The organism is Streptomyces sp. TSRI0281 (assembly GCF_001905125.1).
Lineage (GTDB): Bacteria > Actinomycetota > Actinomycetes > Streptomycetales > Streptomycetaceae > Streptomyces.
In genome coordinates this window covers 354,679-368,477 of the sequence record NZ_LWLE01000033.1, presented here as the reverse complement: position 1 = coordinate 368,477, position 13,799 = coordinate 354,679, and the positions used below count along the sequence as shown (strand labels likewise).

Annotated in this window: 10 protein-coding genes; 8 read left to right on the top strand and 2 right to left on the bottom strand. The window is 71.6% G+C overall.

Translation table 11 applies throughout. The features are described 5' to 3' along the window. The first annotated feature begins 17 nt into the window (after positions 1-17). From pdxR to A6A29_RS30825, 3 genes are all read left to right on the top strand, one after another. Positions 18-1,436: a MocR-like pyridoxine biosynthesis transcription factor PdxR gene (gene pdxR / locus A6A29_RS30835; RefSeq protein WP_073725084.1), complete on the top strand. Its 1,419-nt coding sequence runs from the start codon at positions 18-20 to the stop codon at positions 1,434-1,436. Between the two features lie 294 nt (positions 1,437-1,730). Further along, on the top strand, positions 1,731-2,843 hold the full coding sequence (locus A6A29_RS30830) for an acyltransferase family protein (protein ID WP_158074489.1): 1,113 nt from the start codon (positions 1,731-1,733) through the stop codon (positions 2,841-2,843). A gap of 110 nt (positions 2,844-2,953) precedes the next feature. Then, the gene (locus A6A29_RS30825) at positions 2,954-4,171 is read left to right on the top strand and encodes a cytochrome P450 (RefSeq protein ID WP_073725080.1); all 1,218 of its coding nucleotides are present in this window, start codon (positions 2,954-2,956) and stop codon (positions 4,169-4,171) included. A 44-nt stretch (positions 4,172-4,215) separates the two neighbouring features. On the opposite strand, the gene A6A29_RS30820 is transcribed toward A6A29_RS30825, so the two are convergent. Beyond that, positions 4,216-5,136, bottom strand: coding sequence for a Gfo/Idh/MocA family protein (locus A6A29_RS30820; RefSeq protein ID WP_073725078.1), 921 nt, complete (start codon positions 5,134-5,136; stop codon positions 4,216-4,218). Between the two features lie 197 nt (positions 5,137-5,333). Here A6A29_RS30820 and A6A29_RS30815 point away from each other — a divergent pair, with 197 nt between their 5' ends. The 5 genes from A6A29_RS30815 (at position 5,334) to A6A29_RS30795 (ending at position 11,373) form a co-directional block, all read left to right on the top strand. Beyond that, positions 5,334-6,893, top strand: coding sequence for a hypothetical protein (locus A6A29_RS30815; RefSeq protein WP_073725076.1), 1,560 nt, complete (start codon positions 5,334-5,336; stop codon positions 6,891-6,893). Further along, complete coding sequence (locus A6A29_RS30810; protein ID WP_073725074.1) at positions 6,890-8,008, top strand: ARPP-2 domain-containing protein; 1,119 nt, start codon at positions 6,890-6,892, stop codon at positions 8,006-8,008. Before A6A29_RS30815 ends, A6A29_RS30810 begins: the two co-directional genes overlap by 4 nt. A gap of 162 nt (positions 8,009-8,170) precedes the next feature. Continuing rightward, positions 8,171-9,208: a glutamine synthetase gene (gene glnII / locus A6A29_RS30805; protein WP_073725072.1), complete on the top strand. Its 1,038-nt coding sequence runs from the start codon at positions 8,171-8,173 to the stop codon at positions 9,206-9,208. A 131-nt stretch (positions 9,209-9,339) separates the two neighbouring features. After that, a complete protein-coding gene (locus A6A29_RS30800) occupies positions 9,340-10,248 on the top strand; it encodes a DUF6891 domain-containing protein (protein ID WP_073725070.1) in 909 nt (302 codons plus the stop codon). A 441-nt stretch (positions 10,249-10,689) separates the two neighbouring features. Beyond that, on the top strand, positions 10,690-11,373 hold the full coding sequence (locus tag A6A29_RS30795) for a winged helix-turn-helix domain-containing protein (protein WP_073725068.1): 684 nt from the start codon (positions 10,690-10,692) through the stop codon (positions 11,371-11,373). Between the two features lie 127 nt (positions 11,374-11,500). On the opposite strand, the gene A6A29_RS30790 is transcribed toward A6A29_RS30795, so the two are convergent. Continuing rightward, positions 11,501-13,645, bottom strand: a complete 2,145-nt coding sequence (locus A6A29_RS30790) for an MMPL family transporter (protein WP_198953399.1) — start codon at positions 13,643-13,645, stop codon at positions 11,501-11,503. Between the last annotated feature and the right edge of the window lie 154 nt (positions 13,646-13,799).

Sequence of the window (13,799 nt, the reverse complement as noted above, 5' to 3'; positions counted from 1 at the left end):
ATATGGGGTGCATTTGCATGGCAGTTCCGTGGGTCAATTCGGCTGAGGTCCTCGGCAGTGATCTGCCGCTGGAGCTGTCCGGTACGGGCAACCGGCGGGCCGTCCTGATGCGGGCCCTGCGCGAGGCGATCCGCTCCGGCCGGCTCGCCCCCGGCACCCGGCTGCCGCCGTACCGTTCGCTCGCCGCCGATCTGGGGCTGGCCCGCAACACGGTCGCCGACGCGTACGCGGAGCTCGTCGCCGAGGGGTGGCTCGCCGCCCGGCAGGGCTCGGGCACCCGGGTCGCCGAGCGCGCCGCGCCCCGCACCCCGGTCGGCCGGCCGCGTACCCCGGAGCGGTCCGCCCCGCCGGTCCACGATCTGGTCCAGGGCAAACCGGACCCGTCGGTCTTCCCCCGGACCGCGTGGCTGGCTTCGGCCCGCCGCGCGCTCACCCGGGCACCGCACGACGCCTTCGGGCCGGGCGATCCGCACGGGCGGCCCGAGCTGCGGCGGGCCCTGGCCGGCTATCTGGCCCGGGTGCGCGGGGTGCGGGCCTCCCCCGGGCAGATCGTCCTCTGCTCGGGGGCCGCCCACGGGCTGCGCCTGCTGGCGGAGGTGCTGGGCGGGCCGTGGGCGGCGGAGGAGTACGGGCTGCCGTTCCATCGCGAACTGCTCGCCGGGCACGGGGTCGGCACCCGGCCGCTGACCGTCGACGAACACGGCGCCCGGGTGGCGGAGCTGGGGCGGACGGACCGGGCCGTGCTGCTCACCCCGGCCCACCAGTTCCCCACCGGCGGGCCGCTGCGTCCCGAGCGGCGGGCCGCCGTGGTCGACTGGGCGCGGGCCGCGGGAGCGCTGGTCGTGGAGGACGACTACGACGGTGAGTTCCGCTACGACAGGCAGCCGGTGGGCGCGGTTCAAGGGCTCGATCCCGAGCATGTGGTGCTGCTGGGGTCGGTGAGCAAGAGCCTCTCCACCACCCTGCGGATCGGCTGGCTGGTGCTGCCCGAGCGGCTGGTGGAGGCGGTGGTCGCGGCCAAGGGTGAGCGCGAGCAGTGGTCGAGTGCCACGGAGCAGCTGACCCTCGCGGACTTCGTCGAGTCGGGGGCGTACGACCGGCAGGTCCGCCGGATGCGCCAGCGTCACCGGCGCCGCCGCGACCAGCTCGTGGCGGCGCTGGAGCGGCGGGCGCCGCACGTCCGGGTCACCGGGATCTCGGCGGGCCTGCACGCGGTACTGGAACTGCCGCCCGGCACCGAGCGCTCGGTGGTCCGGGCGGCCGCCTGGCAGGGGCTGGCCGTCGAGGGCCTCGCCGACTATCTGCATCCGAGTGCCCCCGCCACTCGGGGCGGCGGCCGGGACGGGCTGGTCGTGGGGTACGCGACACCCTCCGAGCAGGCGTATCCGGAGGCGCTGGAGGCCCTGTGCCGCGCCCTGCCGCCCGTTCTCGCCTGAGGCGTGCCGCACAAACCCGGAACGGGCCCGCCGGAAAGAATTCGCCGACCGGCAGCGGGGGCGCCGGCCGGGGCTCATGTGCATGGTGGTGCGGGTGTTGAATTTCTCCCCCTCTATGGGATCGCGTCATGCGATCCAATTGATCAAAATAATCATCTCGGCTCGTGTCAACGAAATCGTTGATAGTGTCCCCAACGGCTGCCCTGCGCTATTGACCGGGTGAAGCTGGGGGGAATGGTTATGCAGACGCCGGAACCATCCGTTCGCCGGAGCCGCCTGCCGTCATTGACGGGAATGCGGTTCATCGCCGCCTTCGCCGTGGTGATCTCTCACCTCTCCGGGCAGATCACCGGCACAGAATTCCCCGGTCTGCTGGATCTGATCACCACCCTCGGGCCGGTCGGGGTGGCCTTCTTCTTCGTGCTCAGCGGTTTCATTCTCACCTGGGTCGCCGACCCGGGCGACACCGCAAGGCTGTTCTGGCGTCGACGTGTGGCCAAGATCTTTCCGAACCATCTGACGACCTTCGCGGCCACCCTGGTGCTGATGGTCATCGCCGGTGTGCCGGTCATGCTGATCAACACGATTCCCCCGCTGCTGCTGATCGAACCGTGGATTCCCCAGTTCGATGCCCTCGGCGGGCTGACCGGGATCAATGTGCCGAGCTGGACCCTCGGCTGCGAGATGGTTTTCTATTTCGCATTTCCTTGGCTGATCACTTTCATCGGGCGTATCCGGCCGCCCCGGTTGTGGTCATGGACGGTGTTGGTCGCCGCGGCGATCATCGCCGTACCGTTTGCCGCACTGCTCCTGCCGGAGCATCCGGCCACCTCGTGGGACCCGGCCGTTCCGCAGTGGCAGTCCTGGTTCGCGTACAGCTTTCCCTTCATCAGGATGCTCGAATTCATTCTCGGAATCCTGATGGCACGCATCGTGATCTCGGGGAAATGGATCCGGCTGGGCATGGCGCCGGCGTTCCTCCTCACCGTCATCTGCGTGGTGGTCCAGTCCGGCCTGCCCGGCATCTTCCGCCTCTGCGCCGGTCCGACCGCGTTCGGGCTCGCCCTGGTGATCGCGGCGGGCGCCGGTGCCGACGTACGCGCTGTGCGTACGCCGTTCAGCGGCCGGATCATGGTGTGGCTCGGGGAGATCTCGTTCGCCCTGTATCTCGTGCACTACCTCGTCATCCAGTACGGACCGATCGGCGCAGTGCACGCGACGGGCGGGGCGGTGACCGCGTCCCTGTCGACGAGACTGGTCCAGATCCTGCTGACCGTCGTGATCAGCGTCGCGCTGGCGGCGGCCCTCTACACCCTGGTCGAACGTCCCGCCGTCCGGCGCTTCAGCCGCCCGGCCGACAGGCGCGGGAGGCTGGTCGCGGCCCCCGACGCGGTGGACAGACAGTAGCTTCCCCCTCCCCGGAGTTTCCCCCTCCCTGGAGCTTCCGCCTCCCCCGGTGCTCCCCTCCCCGGAACGGTGCGTCGTGAGTCCTTCCCGTCAGGCTGGAGCCCTCCCCCATGACGAACACCCCTCCCCCTTCCGGTACCGACGCCCCCGGTTTTCCCGTCAGCAGGCCGGATTCCTGCCCCTTCGACCCCGACGAGAGCTACACTCGGCTGCGCGCCGAGGCACCCGTGGCGCCGGTACGCTGCCCGGCCGGCATGGACGCGTGGCTGGTCAGCCGGTACGAAGACATCCGGGGCGTGCTCACGGACCCGCGGCTGAGCTCGCGCGGCGCGGGGTCGATGCACATGCTGCCGGCCTACGACGGGCGCGACCCGTCGCCCGGCTCGATGATCCAGCTGGACGGCGAGGAGCACGCGCGGCTCCGGCGGCTGCTGATCGGCGAGTTCACCGGTCGGCGCATGGAAGCCTTGCGGCCGTACATCCAGCGGATCGCGGACGAACACATCGACGCGATGCTCGCCGGGTCGAGCGCCGACCTGGTGCGCGACTTCGCCCTGCCGATCCCGTCACTGGTGATTTTCGAGATGCTCGGTGTGCCCTACGAGGACCATGAGGCGTTCCAGCGCGACAGCGAGGTGCTGATGGGCTTCGACGCGGACGATGCCGCTCGTGACGCGGCCGGCGGGAGGCTGGAGGGCTACCTCGCCGAGCTGATCGGGCAACGGCTCACCGAACCCCGGGACGACCTGCTCAGCCGGCTGATCGCCCGCGGCAACCGGACCGAACGTCCCCTGACTGTGGAGGAGTTGGCCACACTCGCCGTGCTGCTGCTGGTCGCCGGGCATGAGACGACCGCCAGCATGATCGCGCTGAGCACGCTGGTGCTGCTGGAGGATCCCGGGCGGATGGCCGCGTTCCGGGCCGCACCGGACTCGGTCGGCACCGCCGTGGACGAGCTGCTGCGCTACCTGTCGGTGATCCAGTTCGGGCTGCTGCGCCACGCAACCGAGGACGTCACCGTCGGCGGCACCGCCGTGAGGGCGGGAGAGTGGCTGGTCGCCGCGGTTCCGTCCGGCAATCGGGACGAGAGCGTGTTCCCGGCCCCGGACACCGTGGATCTCGGCCGACAGGCCCGTACCCACCTCTCGTTCGGCTTCGGCGCGCACCAGTGCATCGGCCGCCAGTTGGCCCGGATCGAGTTGGAGGTCGCCCTCACCACCCTCCTGCGCCGCATTCCCGGGCTCAGACCGGCGAGGCCGCTGCCGCGGAGCGAGTTCAAGCTCAACGACATCGTCTTCGGCCTGCGGAGCATGCCGGTCGTCTGGTGAGGGACTCCCCCGGTCCGCGATGTCCCGCCGCGCGGGCGCGCCCGCTACGCCCCGTCGTAAGCCCCCAGCCCGGCCTCGGCCCGTGCGAGCAGTTCGGTGAGCCGCAGCCCGAACCGTACGTCGCAGGGGTGCGGCACTCCGGTACGTACCGATTCGGCCAGTGCGTCCACCGCCGCCCGGAACGGGTCCACCGCGCCGTCCCACCCCGGCAGGGTGACCGTCCCGTGTTCGCCCCTCAGCTCGATCTCGGTGCCCGCCGCGCCCAGGGGTGCGCTCAGCCCGAGCGTCACGGTGCTGGAGGCGCCGGAGGTGTGGCGGAGCACCAGGTGTGCGGTGTCGGCGGGTCCGCGGGCCGAGGTCACCTCCGTCACGTCGCCGAGTACCGGGATCAGGACCGAGAGCACATGCGGGCCGACGTCCCAGAGTCCGCCCTTGTCGCGGCGCCACGGGGAGGCGGCGTACTCGCTGGTGGAGTCCGGCCCGTAGAGCGCGCCGAGCCACTGGGCGCGGGCGGTGAACCAGCCGTCCACCGCGGCCTGTTCGGCGATCCAGTCGGAGGTCGCGGTGGCGAAGCGCAGGGTGCAGAAGACGAGGGAGGCGACTCCCGACTTCGCCGCGGCGTCCGCGACCTCGCGGGCCCCCGCCACGGTGGTCGCGACCGGCTTGTCCATCAGGAGGTGGCATCCGGCGGCCGCCGCCCGCGCGGCCAGCGGGGCCTGTACGTCCGGGGGCAGGGCGAAGGCGACGGCGTCGCTCGCGGCGAGCAGCGCGTCGATGCCCGCGTCGTCCGTGTACGCCCGTGTTCCATGGGCGGCGGCGAGTTCTTCCGCCGCTTCGGGGCGGCGGCCCCAGATCCCGCTCAGTTCGACGTCCGGGTGGGCGGCGAGGGCGGGGGCCTGGGTGTTGCGGGCCCAGGGGCCCGTGCCGAGCAGGCCGATGCGCAGGGCGGCGGTGGGTGTCGTCATACGGGCCAGTGTGCCCGGTCCGCCAATGGGGTGGCGGCGCGCGGAGGTGGGCGGATACGTTTCTCCGGCCGGCCGCGGGACTTCGGCTGCGACTTCCGGGACTTGCCTATGAAGCAGTGATTTCGCTGTTCGCGCCTCCATTCCCCGGCCGGCTCCTCGGTACCCGTACGGGCCGGTGAAGCAGCACGGGGGAATCCATGACCACAGCAGACGCCGTTCCCGGGACCGCAGGCGCCGTTGCCGATGCCTCGGGCGCCGTTCCCGAGACCTTGGCCGACCTCGTCGCCGCCGAGGACGTACTGCTCTTCGTCAATGCGGCGATCACCGCGACCGGGCAGCGCGAATTCCACTCGGGGGCGTATCAGCAGCAGTTGTCGCTGGACTTCCTGCATGAGTACGTACGGGTCAACTACCGCCGGGTGTACGCCTCTTCGCTCGCCCTCGACATCAACGACCACAATGCCGCGCTCATCGTGCGGGGCCTGCTGGAGACCGCCGCCGACGCGAGTGCCGAGGAGCGGCGCACCGAGGGGCGGCTGATCGCGGCGCGGCTGGCGGTGCTGCCGCCGCAGCGCGTCTACCGGCTGTTCGGTGCGCTGCGCCGGGCCAAGGTCAACAACCGGCGGACGCGCGCGATCATGCGCGACTGGCTGGCCGCCCGGCCGGACCCGGCCCACGACGCGGTGAAGTACCGCAGCGGGCTGAAGACGGCCGCCCGCCACATCCATCTGCGGTGCCCGGAGGGTGACGGGCCGCTGGGCGAGGTGGGTGCGTTCCTGTTCCGGCCGGGGAAGCAGCCGCGCTACCGGCACGGGCTGCTGGACGCCTGGCGCCGGGCCCACTACGAGCAGGGTGCCGTCCACGAACTGCCGTTCACCGTCGCCGAGGGCTTCGCCGCCCGGCACGGGATGAAGCGGGAGGTGTTCCTGGAGCGGGCGGCGCCCGGGATGACGCGGCTGGAGCGGCTGCGCACCCTGGGGCAGCGGTCCACCGGCACGCAGCCGCGGCGGCCCTCGGACATCGATCTGACCGTGATGCCGCTGACCCGGCTCGCCCTGTACGTGCTGTCGCTCGGCTTCGACAGGCGCGCGGCCGGCCGTACGGAGCTGACCGGTGCGCTGCGTGCCGCGGCCCGACGGGCGGCGGGCCCGTACGCCGGGAGCTGGGGGCGGGTGGCCGCCGTGCTCGACGACAGCTACTCCTCGTCCGGGTCGGGCCAGAAGCGGCGCCGTCCGCTCGCGGTGGCGCTGGCCTGCCATTTCCTGCTGGAGGCGCTGGCGGCACCCGGCGCGTACCGCCCGCTGTGGACTTCGGGCTCCACCGATCCGCTGCTCGTACGCCCCTGGGGGCCGACCCCGCTGGGGATGCGCGTCCTGGACGCGCTGGAGCCCGGTCCCGGGGGCGCGCCCGACCGGCTGATCATCGTGTCGGACGGCTGGGACAACGCGCCGCCCGGACTCGCGGGCGAGGTGCTGCGGGTATGGCGGACGCGGCTGGATCCCGGGCGGCGGACGGCGGCCGTGCACCTGAACCCCGTATACGACGCGGACGGTTTCGATGTCCGCCGGCTGGCACCGAGTGTGCCGACGGCAGGGGTCCGGGACGCGGAGGATCTGCCGTCGCTGGTGGAGATCGCGCAGTTCGCGGAGGGGCGTACGGGGCTCGCGGAGCTGTACGCGTACCTGGACCGGCAGGTGGCGCGCTTTCTGGACGGCGGGGCGGGCGACGAGGAGCGGATGGAGGGGACGGCGCGGTGAACAGGCTGGATCTGGGCGGCCTCGCGGTCCGGCCCGCGCAGGTGTGGGGCGGCGTCCGGCTGGTCCCGCTGGTGCGCGAGGAGCCGGTCGAGGGCCTGCGGCTGCACCGGGAGGTCTACGAGGGCTTCGGCGCGGGCCTGGTGGAGGCCGGCCCGCGCACGCACTACGCCTCGTACATCCCGCACGGTCTCGTCGCCGACTGGTCGGGCGAGGGGGCGCAGTCGGCGGCGTACGGTACGCAGCTCGACGACGGCACCCCGGCGCGCACGGTCCGGCTGCCGAAGTACCGCCATCACCGGATGGCCAAGCGGCGGCCCGGCGACCGGCTGCGCTTCCTGCCGCTGCACCTGGCCCTGGAGGGCTATCTCGCCCTGCACTTCGGCGGCCCCTCGGTCGCCTGGGAGGAGTGGTCGCGCCAGGCGCTGCGCGACGGGCTTTCGCCGCGCGCCGAGGACGCCTACCTCGGCCGGTCGGTGCGCGGCCTCGGCGACGCGCTGCGGGTCTTCGAGATCCATCCCGGCCAGTGCGGCGTCATGGTGTACGTCTCCGACGCGCTCGCCGCCGCGTTCGTGCTGCCGCACCCGGAGGACTACCGGCTGCTGCACGCCACGCTGGTGGAGGACCTGTTCGGTGAGCTGGTGCACCAGTACGCCATGTACGGGGCGCCGGTGGCGGAGTTCGGGGCGCGGATCCGGGACGGCGCCGGTCTGCGGACGCTGGATGATCTGCGGGTGGCCGCGCGGGCGCAGGAGCGGGCGTGGACGGAGGCGCACGACACCCTGTTCGCGCGGGAGCTGCTGGATTCGTCGTACGGGTTCGACCGGGTGTACCGGATGGGTTCGTTCACCCTGTGGCGGTTCCTGCCGCCGTTCGTACGGGACGGGAGCGGTCAGCACATCGGGGAGACGATCACCGACCACCGCGGGCAGGTCGCCTATCTGAAGACGTTCCGGCTCTCCGACGCCCAGGTCAGGCGGGGGTATCTGCTGCGCACACTGTTCGACGCGGACTGGTCGCTGTCCCGGGCCGCCGTGACGCTGGGGACGACCGGGGAGGAGCTGGCGCGGCGGCTCCGGGCCGCGGGGTTCGCCGCGCTGCTCAAGGGTCAGGTGTAGGACCGTCCGGGACATGGGGGGGGCGGCCGGTCCGACGCCCGGGGACCGGGCGTCACGGGGGAAACCCAGGTAACACGGGGTTCACATGCGGGCAACGGACGGGAAATCGCGTCTTGCGAAGCTGCGCGGTAGAGACCGCAGCACCCGCAAAGGATGGCGTCCGTGACGTTCAAGGCTGAGTACATCTGGATCGACGGCACCGAGCCGACCGCCAAGCTTCGTTCGAAGACGAAGATCATGACCGGGTCCCCCTCGCAGGACGTGGCGGAGCTGCCCATCTGGGGCTTCGACGGTTCGAGCACCAACCAGGCGGAGGGCCACGCCTCCGACCGGGTGCTGAAGCCGGTCTTCACCTGTCCGGACCCGATCCGCGGCGGCGGCGGCGACATCCTCGTCCTGTGCGAGGTCTTCCACATCGACATGACGCCGCACGAGTCCAACACCCGTGCCGTGCTGCGTCCGTTCGCCGAGCAGTTCGCGGGCCAGGAGCCGATCTTCGGCATCGAGCAGGAGTACACCTTCTTCGACGGCCACCGGCCGCTCGGCTTCCCCGAGGGCGGCTTCCCTGCCGCGCAGGGCGGCTACTACTGCGGTGTCGGCGCCGACGAGATCTTCGGCCGTGACATCGTCGAGAAGCACCTGGACAACTGTTTGCGGGCGGGGCTGGGCATCTCGGGCATCAACGCCGAGGTCATGCCGGGCCAGTGGGAGTTCCAGGTGGGCCCGCTGTCCCCGCTGGAGGTCTCCGACCAGCTGTGGATCGCCCGCTGGCTGCTGTACCGCACCGCCGAGGACTTCAATGTCTCCGCGACCCTGGACCCGAAGCCGGTCAAGGGCGACTGGAACGGCGCGGGCGCGCACACCAACTTCTCCACCAAGGCGATGCGCGAGGGCTACGACGCGATCATCACCGCGTGCGAGTCGCTGGGTGAGGGCTCCAAGCCGATGGACCACGTCAAGAACTACGGCGCGGGCATCGACGACCGGCTGACCGGTCTGCACGAGACCGCCCTGTGGAACGAGTACAGCTACGGCGTCTCCGACCGCGGCGCCTCGGTCCGCATCCCGTGGCAGGTCGAGCAGGACCGCAAGGGCTACATCGAGGACCGCCGTCCGAACGCCAACGTCGACCCGTACGTCGTCACGCGGCTGATCGTCGACACCTGCTGCACCGCGCTGGAGAAGGCCGACCAGGTCTGATCCCGCGCTGTCCCGCGCACGCGAAGGGGCCGCCCGCCGGTGTTCCGGCGGGCGGCCCCTTGCCGTGGCCGGGCTCCGGCCGGCTGTCGGTGGCACCGCCGGTTGTCAGTGGCGCGTGTCAGGGTTGAACCATGCTCGATATCAAGGTGGAGACCGAGAACTCCGAGACGCACACCCGCATGTCGCCGGACGCCCTGAGTGACCTGGTGCACCGCATCGGCGGTCGCAAGGACCGTTTCCTGGTGGTGCAGCGCGTTCCGGACCGGCCGGGATTCTTCGTGCAGGTCTGGCACGAGGAGGGCGAGGAATACCAGCTGGAGTACCGCGCCGGCGGCCCCCGGGACCACTTCCGCACGCGGATCGGCTCCCCGGACCGGGTGGCCGAGGCGATGGTGCGGTGGGCGCGCCAGGATTCCGCGTGGGACGCGGGCATCGAGTGGGCGGACGCCGAGATGCCCGCCGCCGATCCGGTGCCGGAGCTCGCCCCGGAGATCCGGGAGCAGTTGGAGGACCGGATCCGGCTGTCGCTGCGCGGCGGTTACGGCACGGTGGACTCGCTCACCGAGACGGCCGAGGATTATCTCGTCAAGGACGGGGTCCACCCCGTCACCAGGGCGCAGGCCCGCGAGCTGGTGGAACGGCTGTGGCTGGAGCGGGTCGACGAGCAGACCCGGTGGACGGATGTCACCGACGCGGACCGGCTGGAGCGGGCGTTCGCCGCACTGGAGGGGCGCGGGATAACGGCCCGTGAGCATTTCACCTGCTGCCGCTCCTGCGGGCTGAGCGAGATCCACGCGGAGAACGAGCAGGCGCGCGGCTTCGTCTTCTTCCCTACGCAGAACACCGACGGCGCCGCCTCGGGGCACGGTCTCTCGCTGTACTACGGCGGGTTCGAGGGGTCCGAGGGGACCACCACGGACGTGGGTCAGGAGGTCGTGGCGGCCCTGCGCCAGGAGGGGCTGACGGTGAAGTGGGACGGTTCGCCGGACAACGCGATCGATGTGGACGCTCTCGACTGGCGCAAGCGGCTGATCGGTTGAGCGGATCGACGCGGGGGGAGAGGACGAGGACGGGACCAGCCGGGGAGGGGGACGGTGCGGGACGGGGACGGGACGGGGAACACTGCCCGGGGGCACGGAAAGTGCGGCCCCGTGAGCACGGAGCGTACGGGGCCTTGAGCAGGGTGCGTGCGGGAGCGGTGAGGCAGGTGACACCAAGGGGCCGTATCGACGGGTGAGAGGACCCTCCTGCCCTGCCGCATTCTCTGCTTCAATGGGGACATGGCCAGCTTCCAGCACATCGCGTCGGGTCCCAGCGACCTAGAGCCGTTCTGGCCTTCCCGTCAGCATCATGACTTCGACCGGGTGTGTTGCCGCGCGTGGAACGCGCAGGCCCTCTAAAGCCGCTCACCCGGCCTTCGGTCCGCGCGCACGACGCAAGTCCGTCCTTGACGACTCCTCGCGCGAAAGAGCTGACCCTCCATGGCGAACACTCGTACCTTCTCCGCCGCTTCCGCTGCCACCGCGCCATCCGCGGCGCCCGCCGCGGCCACCACCGCCCGCCCCCTCTCCCCCAACCGGCACCGGCTGCGCGCCGTCGACCGTGACGAGGTCGTCCGGATCTCCGACGTGGCCGACTTCCTGCCGCCGGGTGCCACCTGGCTGCCCGCGCCTCAGCACACCCTCCCCGCGCTGCCCGGCCACCCGCCGATGATCGGTTACCTGGTGCTCGTACCGGCCGATCAGCAGCCGGCCATCGCCGGCGCGGTCGCCGCCTCCCAGCACCGGCAGGCCGACCGGACCGGTGAGCGGCAGTTCGACCGGGCGGGCCAGTTGCCGGTCGCCCAGCACTTCGTCCCGGAGGCGGTCGACGCGGCCCATCCGGCCGGTCCCGTCCGGATCGACGCCACCCGGCGCACCGCCGCGGTGGACGGCAGGACGCTGGATCTGACGTACCTGGAGTTCGAGCTGCTGGCCCACCTGGTGGCGCATCCGCACCGGGTGCACACCCGCGATCAGCTGGTGACCACGGTCTGGGGCTACGGGCACGTGGGCGACGGGCGCACCGTCGATGTCCATGTGGCCCGGCTGCGCCGCAAGCTGGGCGCCGAGTACCGCCGCTCCATCCAGACGGTCCGGCGGGTGGGCTACAAGTACGCCCCCTGACGGGTCCGGGTCGGGCCGATGTGGCTCCGGCCCCCGGTTCGCACCGGGGGCCGGAGCCACATCGCCGTGTACGGGTCAGCTGTACGGGACAGCTGCACGGGTCAGCTGTACGGGTCAGCTGTACGGGTCAGCCGCGCGTGCCGGCCCCCACCGTGACGCCGGCCCCGTCCGCTCCCCCGCCCGGTGCCGGGGCGTCGTGCTCCAGGCTCGGCAGCCGGGAAAGTCCGCGCGGGGTGCGCCAGTTCCGCTCCCCGAGCAGCAGCATGACGGAGGGCAGCAGGACCATCCGTACGACCGTGGCGTCCAGCAGCACCGCCACCGCGAGGCCGACGCCCATCTGCTGCATGTCCTGCATGGACAGGGTCCCGAAGACCGCGAACACCGCCACCATGATCGCCGCGGCACCGGTCACCGCACCGGCCGTGTGCCGGATGCCCGTGTCGATCGCGGTCCGGTTGTCCGCGCCGCCGAGGCGGGCCTCACGGATCCGGGAGACCACGAACACGTGGTAGTCCATGGACAGTCCGAAGAGGACCACCAGGACGAACAGCGGCATCCAGGACTCGATGGCGCCGACGCCTTCGGAGCCGATCAGCGAGGCACCCCAGCCGTGCTGGAAGACGGCGACCATCACACCGTAGGCGGCGCCCACGGAGAGCAGGTTGAGCAGGATCGAGGTCACCGCGATGACGTACGAGCGGAAGCAGAACAGCATCAGCAGGAAGGTCACCACCGTGATGAACGCGAAGACCGGGACCATGCCGCGCTTCAGCTGATCGTTGAAGTCGACGGAATTCGCGAGTTCCCCGGTCACATACGCCTGGGCCCCTGTGCCGTCGAAGGCGTCCGGTACCCGTTCCTCGCGCAGCTCGGCCAGATCCGCCTGGCCGCCCGGCAGCGGTACCTCGATCTCCGCGACGTTCTGGGCGGTGTGGACGGTCACCTTGTCGAAGGAGCCGAGCGCCTTGCGGAGTTCCGGCGTGCCGATGTCGTCCGCCGAGACCACGACGAGGGCCGGGGCGGGGCCGCCGGGGAAGCTGTCGGTGATGTGCCGGTGGGCGACCGCGAGCGCCGAGTCCGAGCCGAACTGCTTCTCCAGTCCGAGCGCCTCGGTCTTCATGCCGAGGGCGGGTGCCGCCAGGGCGAGCAGGACCAGGACGGCCCCGACGGCGAAGACCTTGGGCCGGGCCAGGACCGGCCCCAGCACGGTGCCGGCGATGCCTCCGGCGGGCCGCGCGCCCCGCTTGCCACGCCGGTTCAGCAGCGGAACGCGTCCCGCGTCGATCCGGTCGCCGAGCCAGGACAGCAGGGCCGGCAGCACCGTCACGGAACCCAGCATCGCGATGAACACGACGATGATCGTGGCGAGCGCGAACCCCTTGAACAGCAGCAGTCCGGACAGGAACATGCCGCCCATGGCCACCATCACGGTCACGCCGGAGACGAGCACGGCCCGGCCGCTGGTCGCCGCCGCGATCCGCAGGGCCGTCTCGGCGTCCCGGCCCGCGGCCCGCTCGTCACGTTCGCGGCGCAGATAGAACAGGCAGTAGTCGACGCCGACGGCGAAGCCCATCAGGAACATCACGGAGTACGTGGTCTGGAACAGGTGCAGCTGGTGGCTGGCGAGCGAGAGCAGACCGAAGGCGGCCATGCACGCGGTCAGCGCGAGCCCCACCGGGAGCAGGGCGGCCACCACGGCGCCGAAGGCCACGAGCAGGATGCCCAGCGCCAGCGGTACGGCGGTGAACTCGGCCTTCTTGAAGTCCTCGGCGAGCAGGTCGCCGAGCCACTTGCCCGCGCTGGCCTCGCCGAACTGGTGGATCTCGACGCCCCCGTGCTCCTTCCCGGCCGAGGCGACCGCGTCCAGTACCGGCTGCACCCGGTCGGCGGCGGTCGCCGCGTCGCCCTTCATCTCGAAGGTGATCAGGGCGTCCTTGCCGTCCTCGGAGGGGACGGGCTCCGCGAGGTTGCGTACCTCGCCGGTCTTCCGCACGGCGGCGGAGACGTCCCGGGCGGCTGCCTTCCACTCCCCGGCGGCGGACGCGGACACCATGACCAGCTCGCCCGCGGGCTTGTCGAGCCCGGCGTCGGAGAGGATCCGCTCCGCGCAGACCGAGTCGCCCGCGCCGTTCTCCGCGTCGGTCATCTCGACCATGCCGGATGCTCCGCCGATGCCCGTGGCGAGCACGACGAAGAGCAACCAGCCGAGAATGGCCGTTTTGCGGTGGTGCGCGCTCCACACACCGATGCGTGCCGCGAGGTTGCGCCTCATGCGGTTTTCGCCCCCAGAAAGTAAACGTCGGACAAGACGCTGACGAATCTAGGGACGGCGGACCGCCCTCCCCAGCCGTCGAAACACCCACTGCCCGAGCCGTAGGGCGAGGTCAGGGGGTGGTGCCAGGTACACCCCCGCGCGGGTGGCGAAC

What these genes read in the sequence shown, in the direction of transcription:
- A6A29_RS30825 (WP_073725080.1), top strand. Translation starts at nt 2,954, where the DNA reads ATGACGAACACCCCTCCCCCTTCCGGTACCGACGCCCCCGGTTTTCCC.
- A6A29_RS30820 (WP_073725078.1), bottom strand. Translation starts at nt 5,136, where the DNA reads ATGACGACACCCACCGCCGCCCTGCGCATCGGCCTGCTCGGCACGGGC.
- pdxR (WP_073725084.1), top strand. Translation starts at nt 18, where the DNA reads ATGGCAGTTCCGTGGGTCAATTCGGCTGAGGTCCTCGGCAGTGATCTG.
- A6A29_RS30815 (WP_073725076.1), top strand. Translation starts at nt 5,334, where the DNA reads ATGACCACAGCAGACGCCGTTCCCGGGACCGCAGGCGCCGTTGCCGAT.
- A6A29_RS30830 (WP_158074489.1), top strand. Translation starts at nt 1,731, where the DNA reads ATGCGGTTCATCGCCGCCTTCGCCGTGGTGATCTCTCACCTCTCCGGG.
- A6A29_RS30790 (WP_198953399.1), bottom strand. Translation starts at nt 13,645, where the DNA reads ATGAGGCGCAACCTCGCGGCACGCATCGGTGTGTGGAGCGCGCACCAC.
- A6A29_RS30800 (WP_073725070.1), top strand. Translation starts at nt 9,340, where the DNA reads ATGCTCGATATCAAGGTGGAGACCGAGAACTCCGAGACGCACACCCGC.
- A6A29_RS30795 (WP_073725068.1), top strand. Translation starts at nt 10,690, where the DNA reads ATGGCGAACACTCGTACCTTCTCCGCCGCTTCCGCTGCCACCGCGCCA.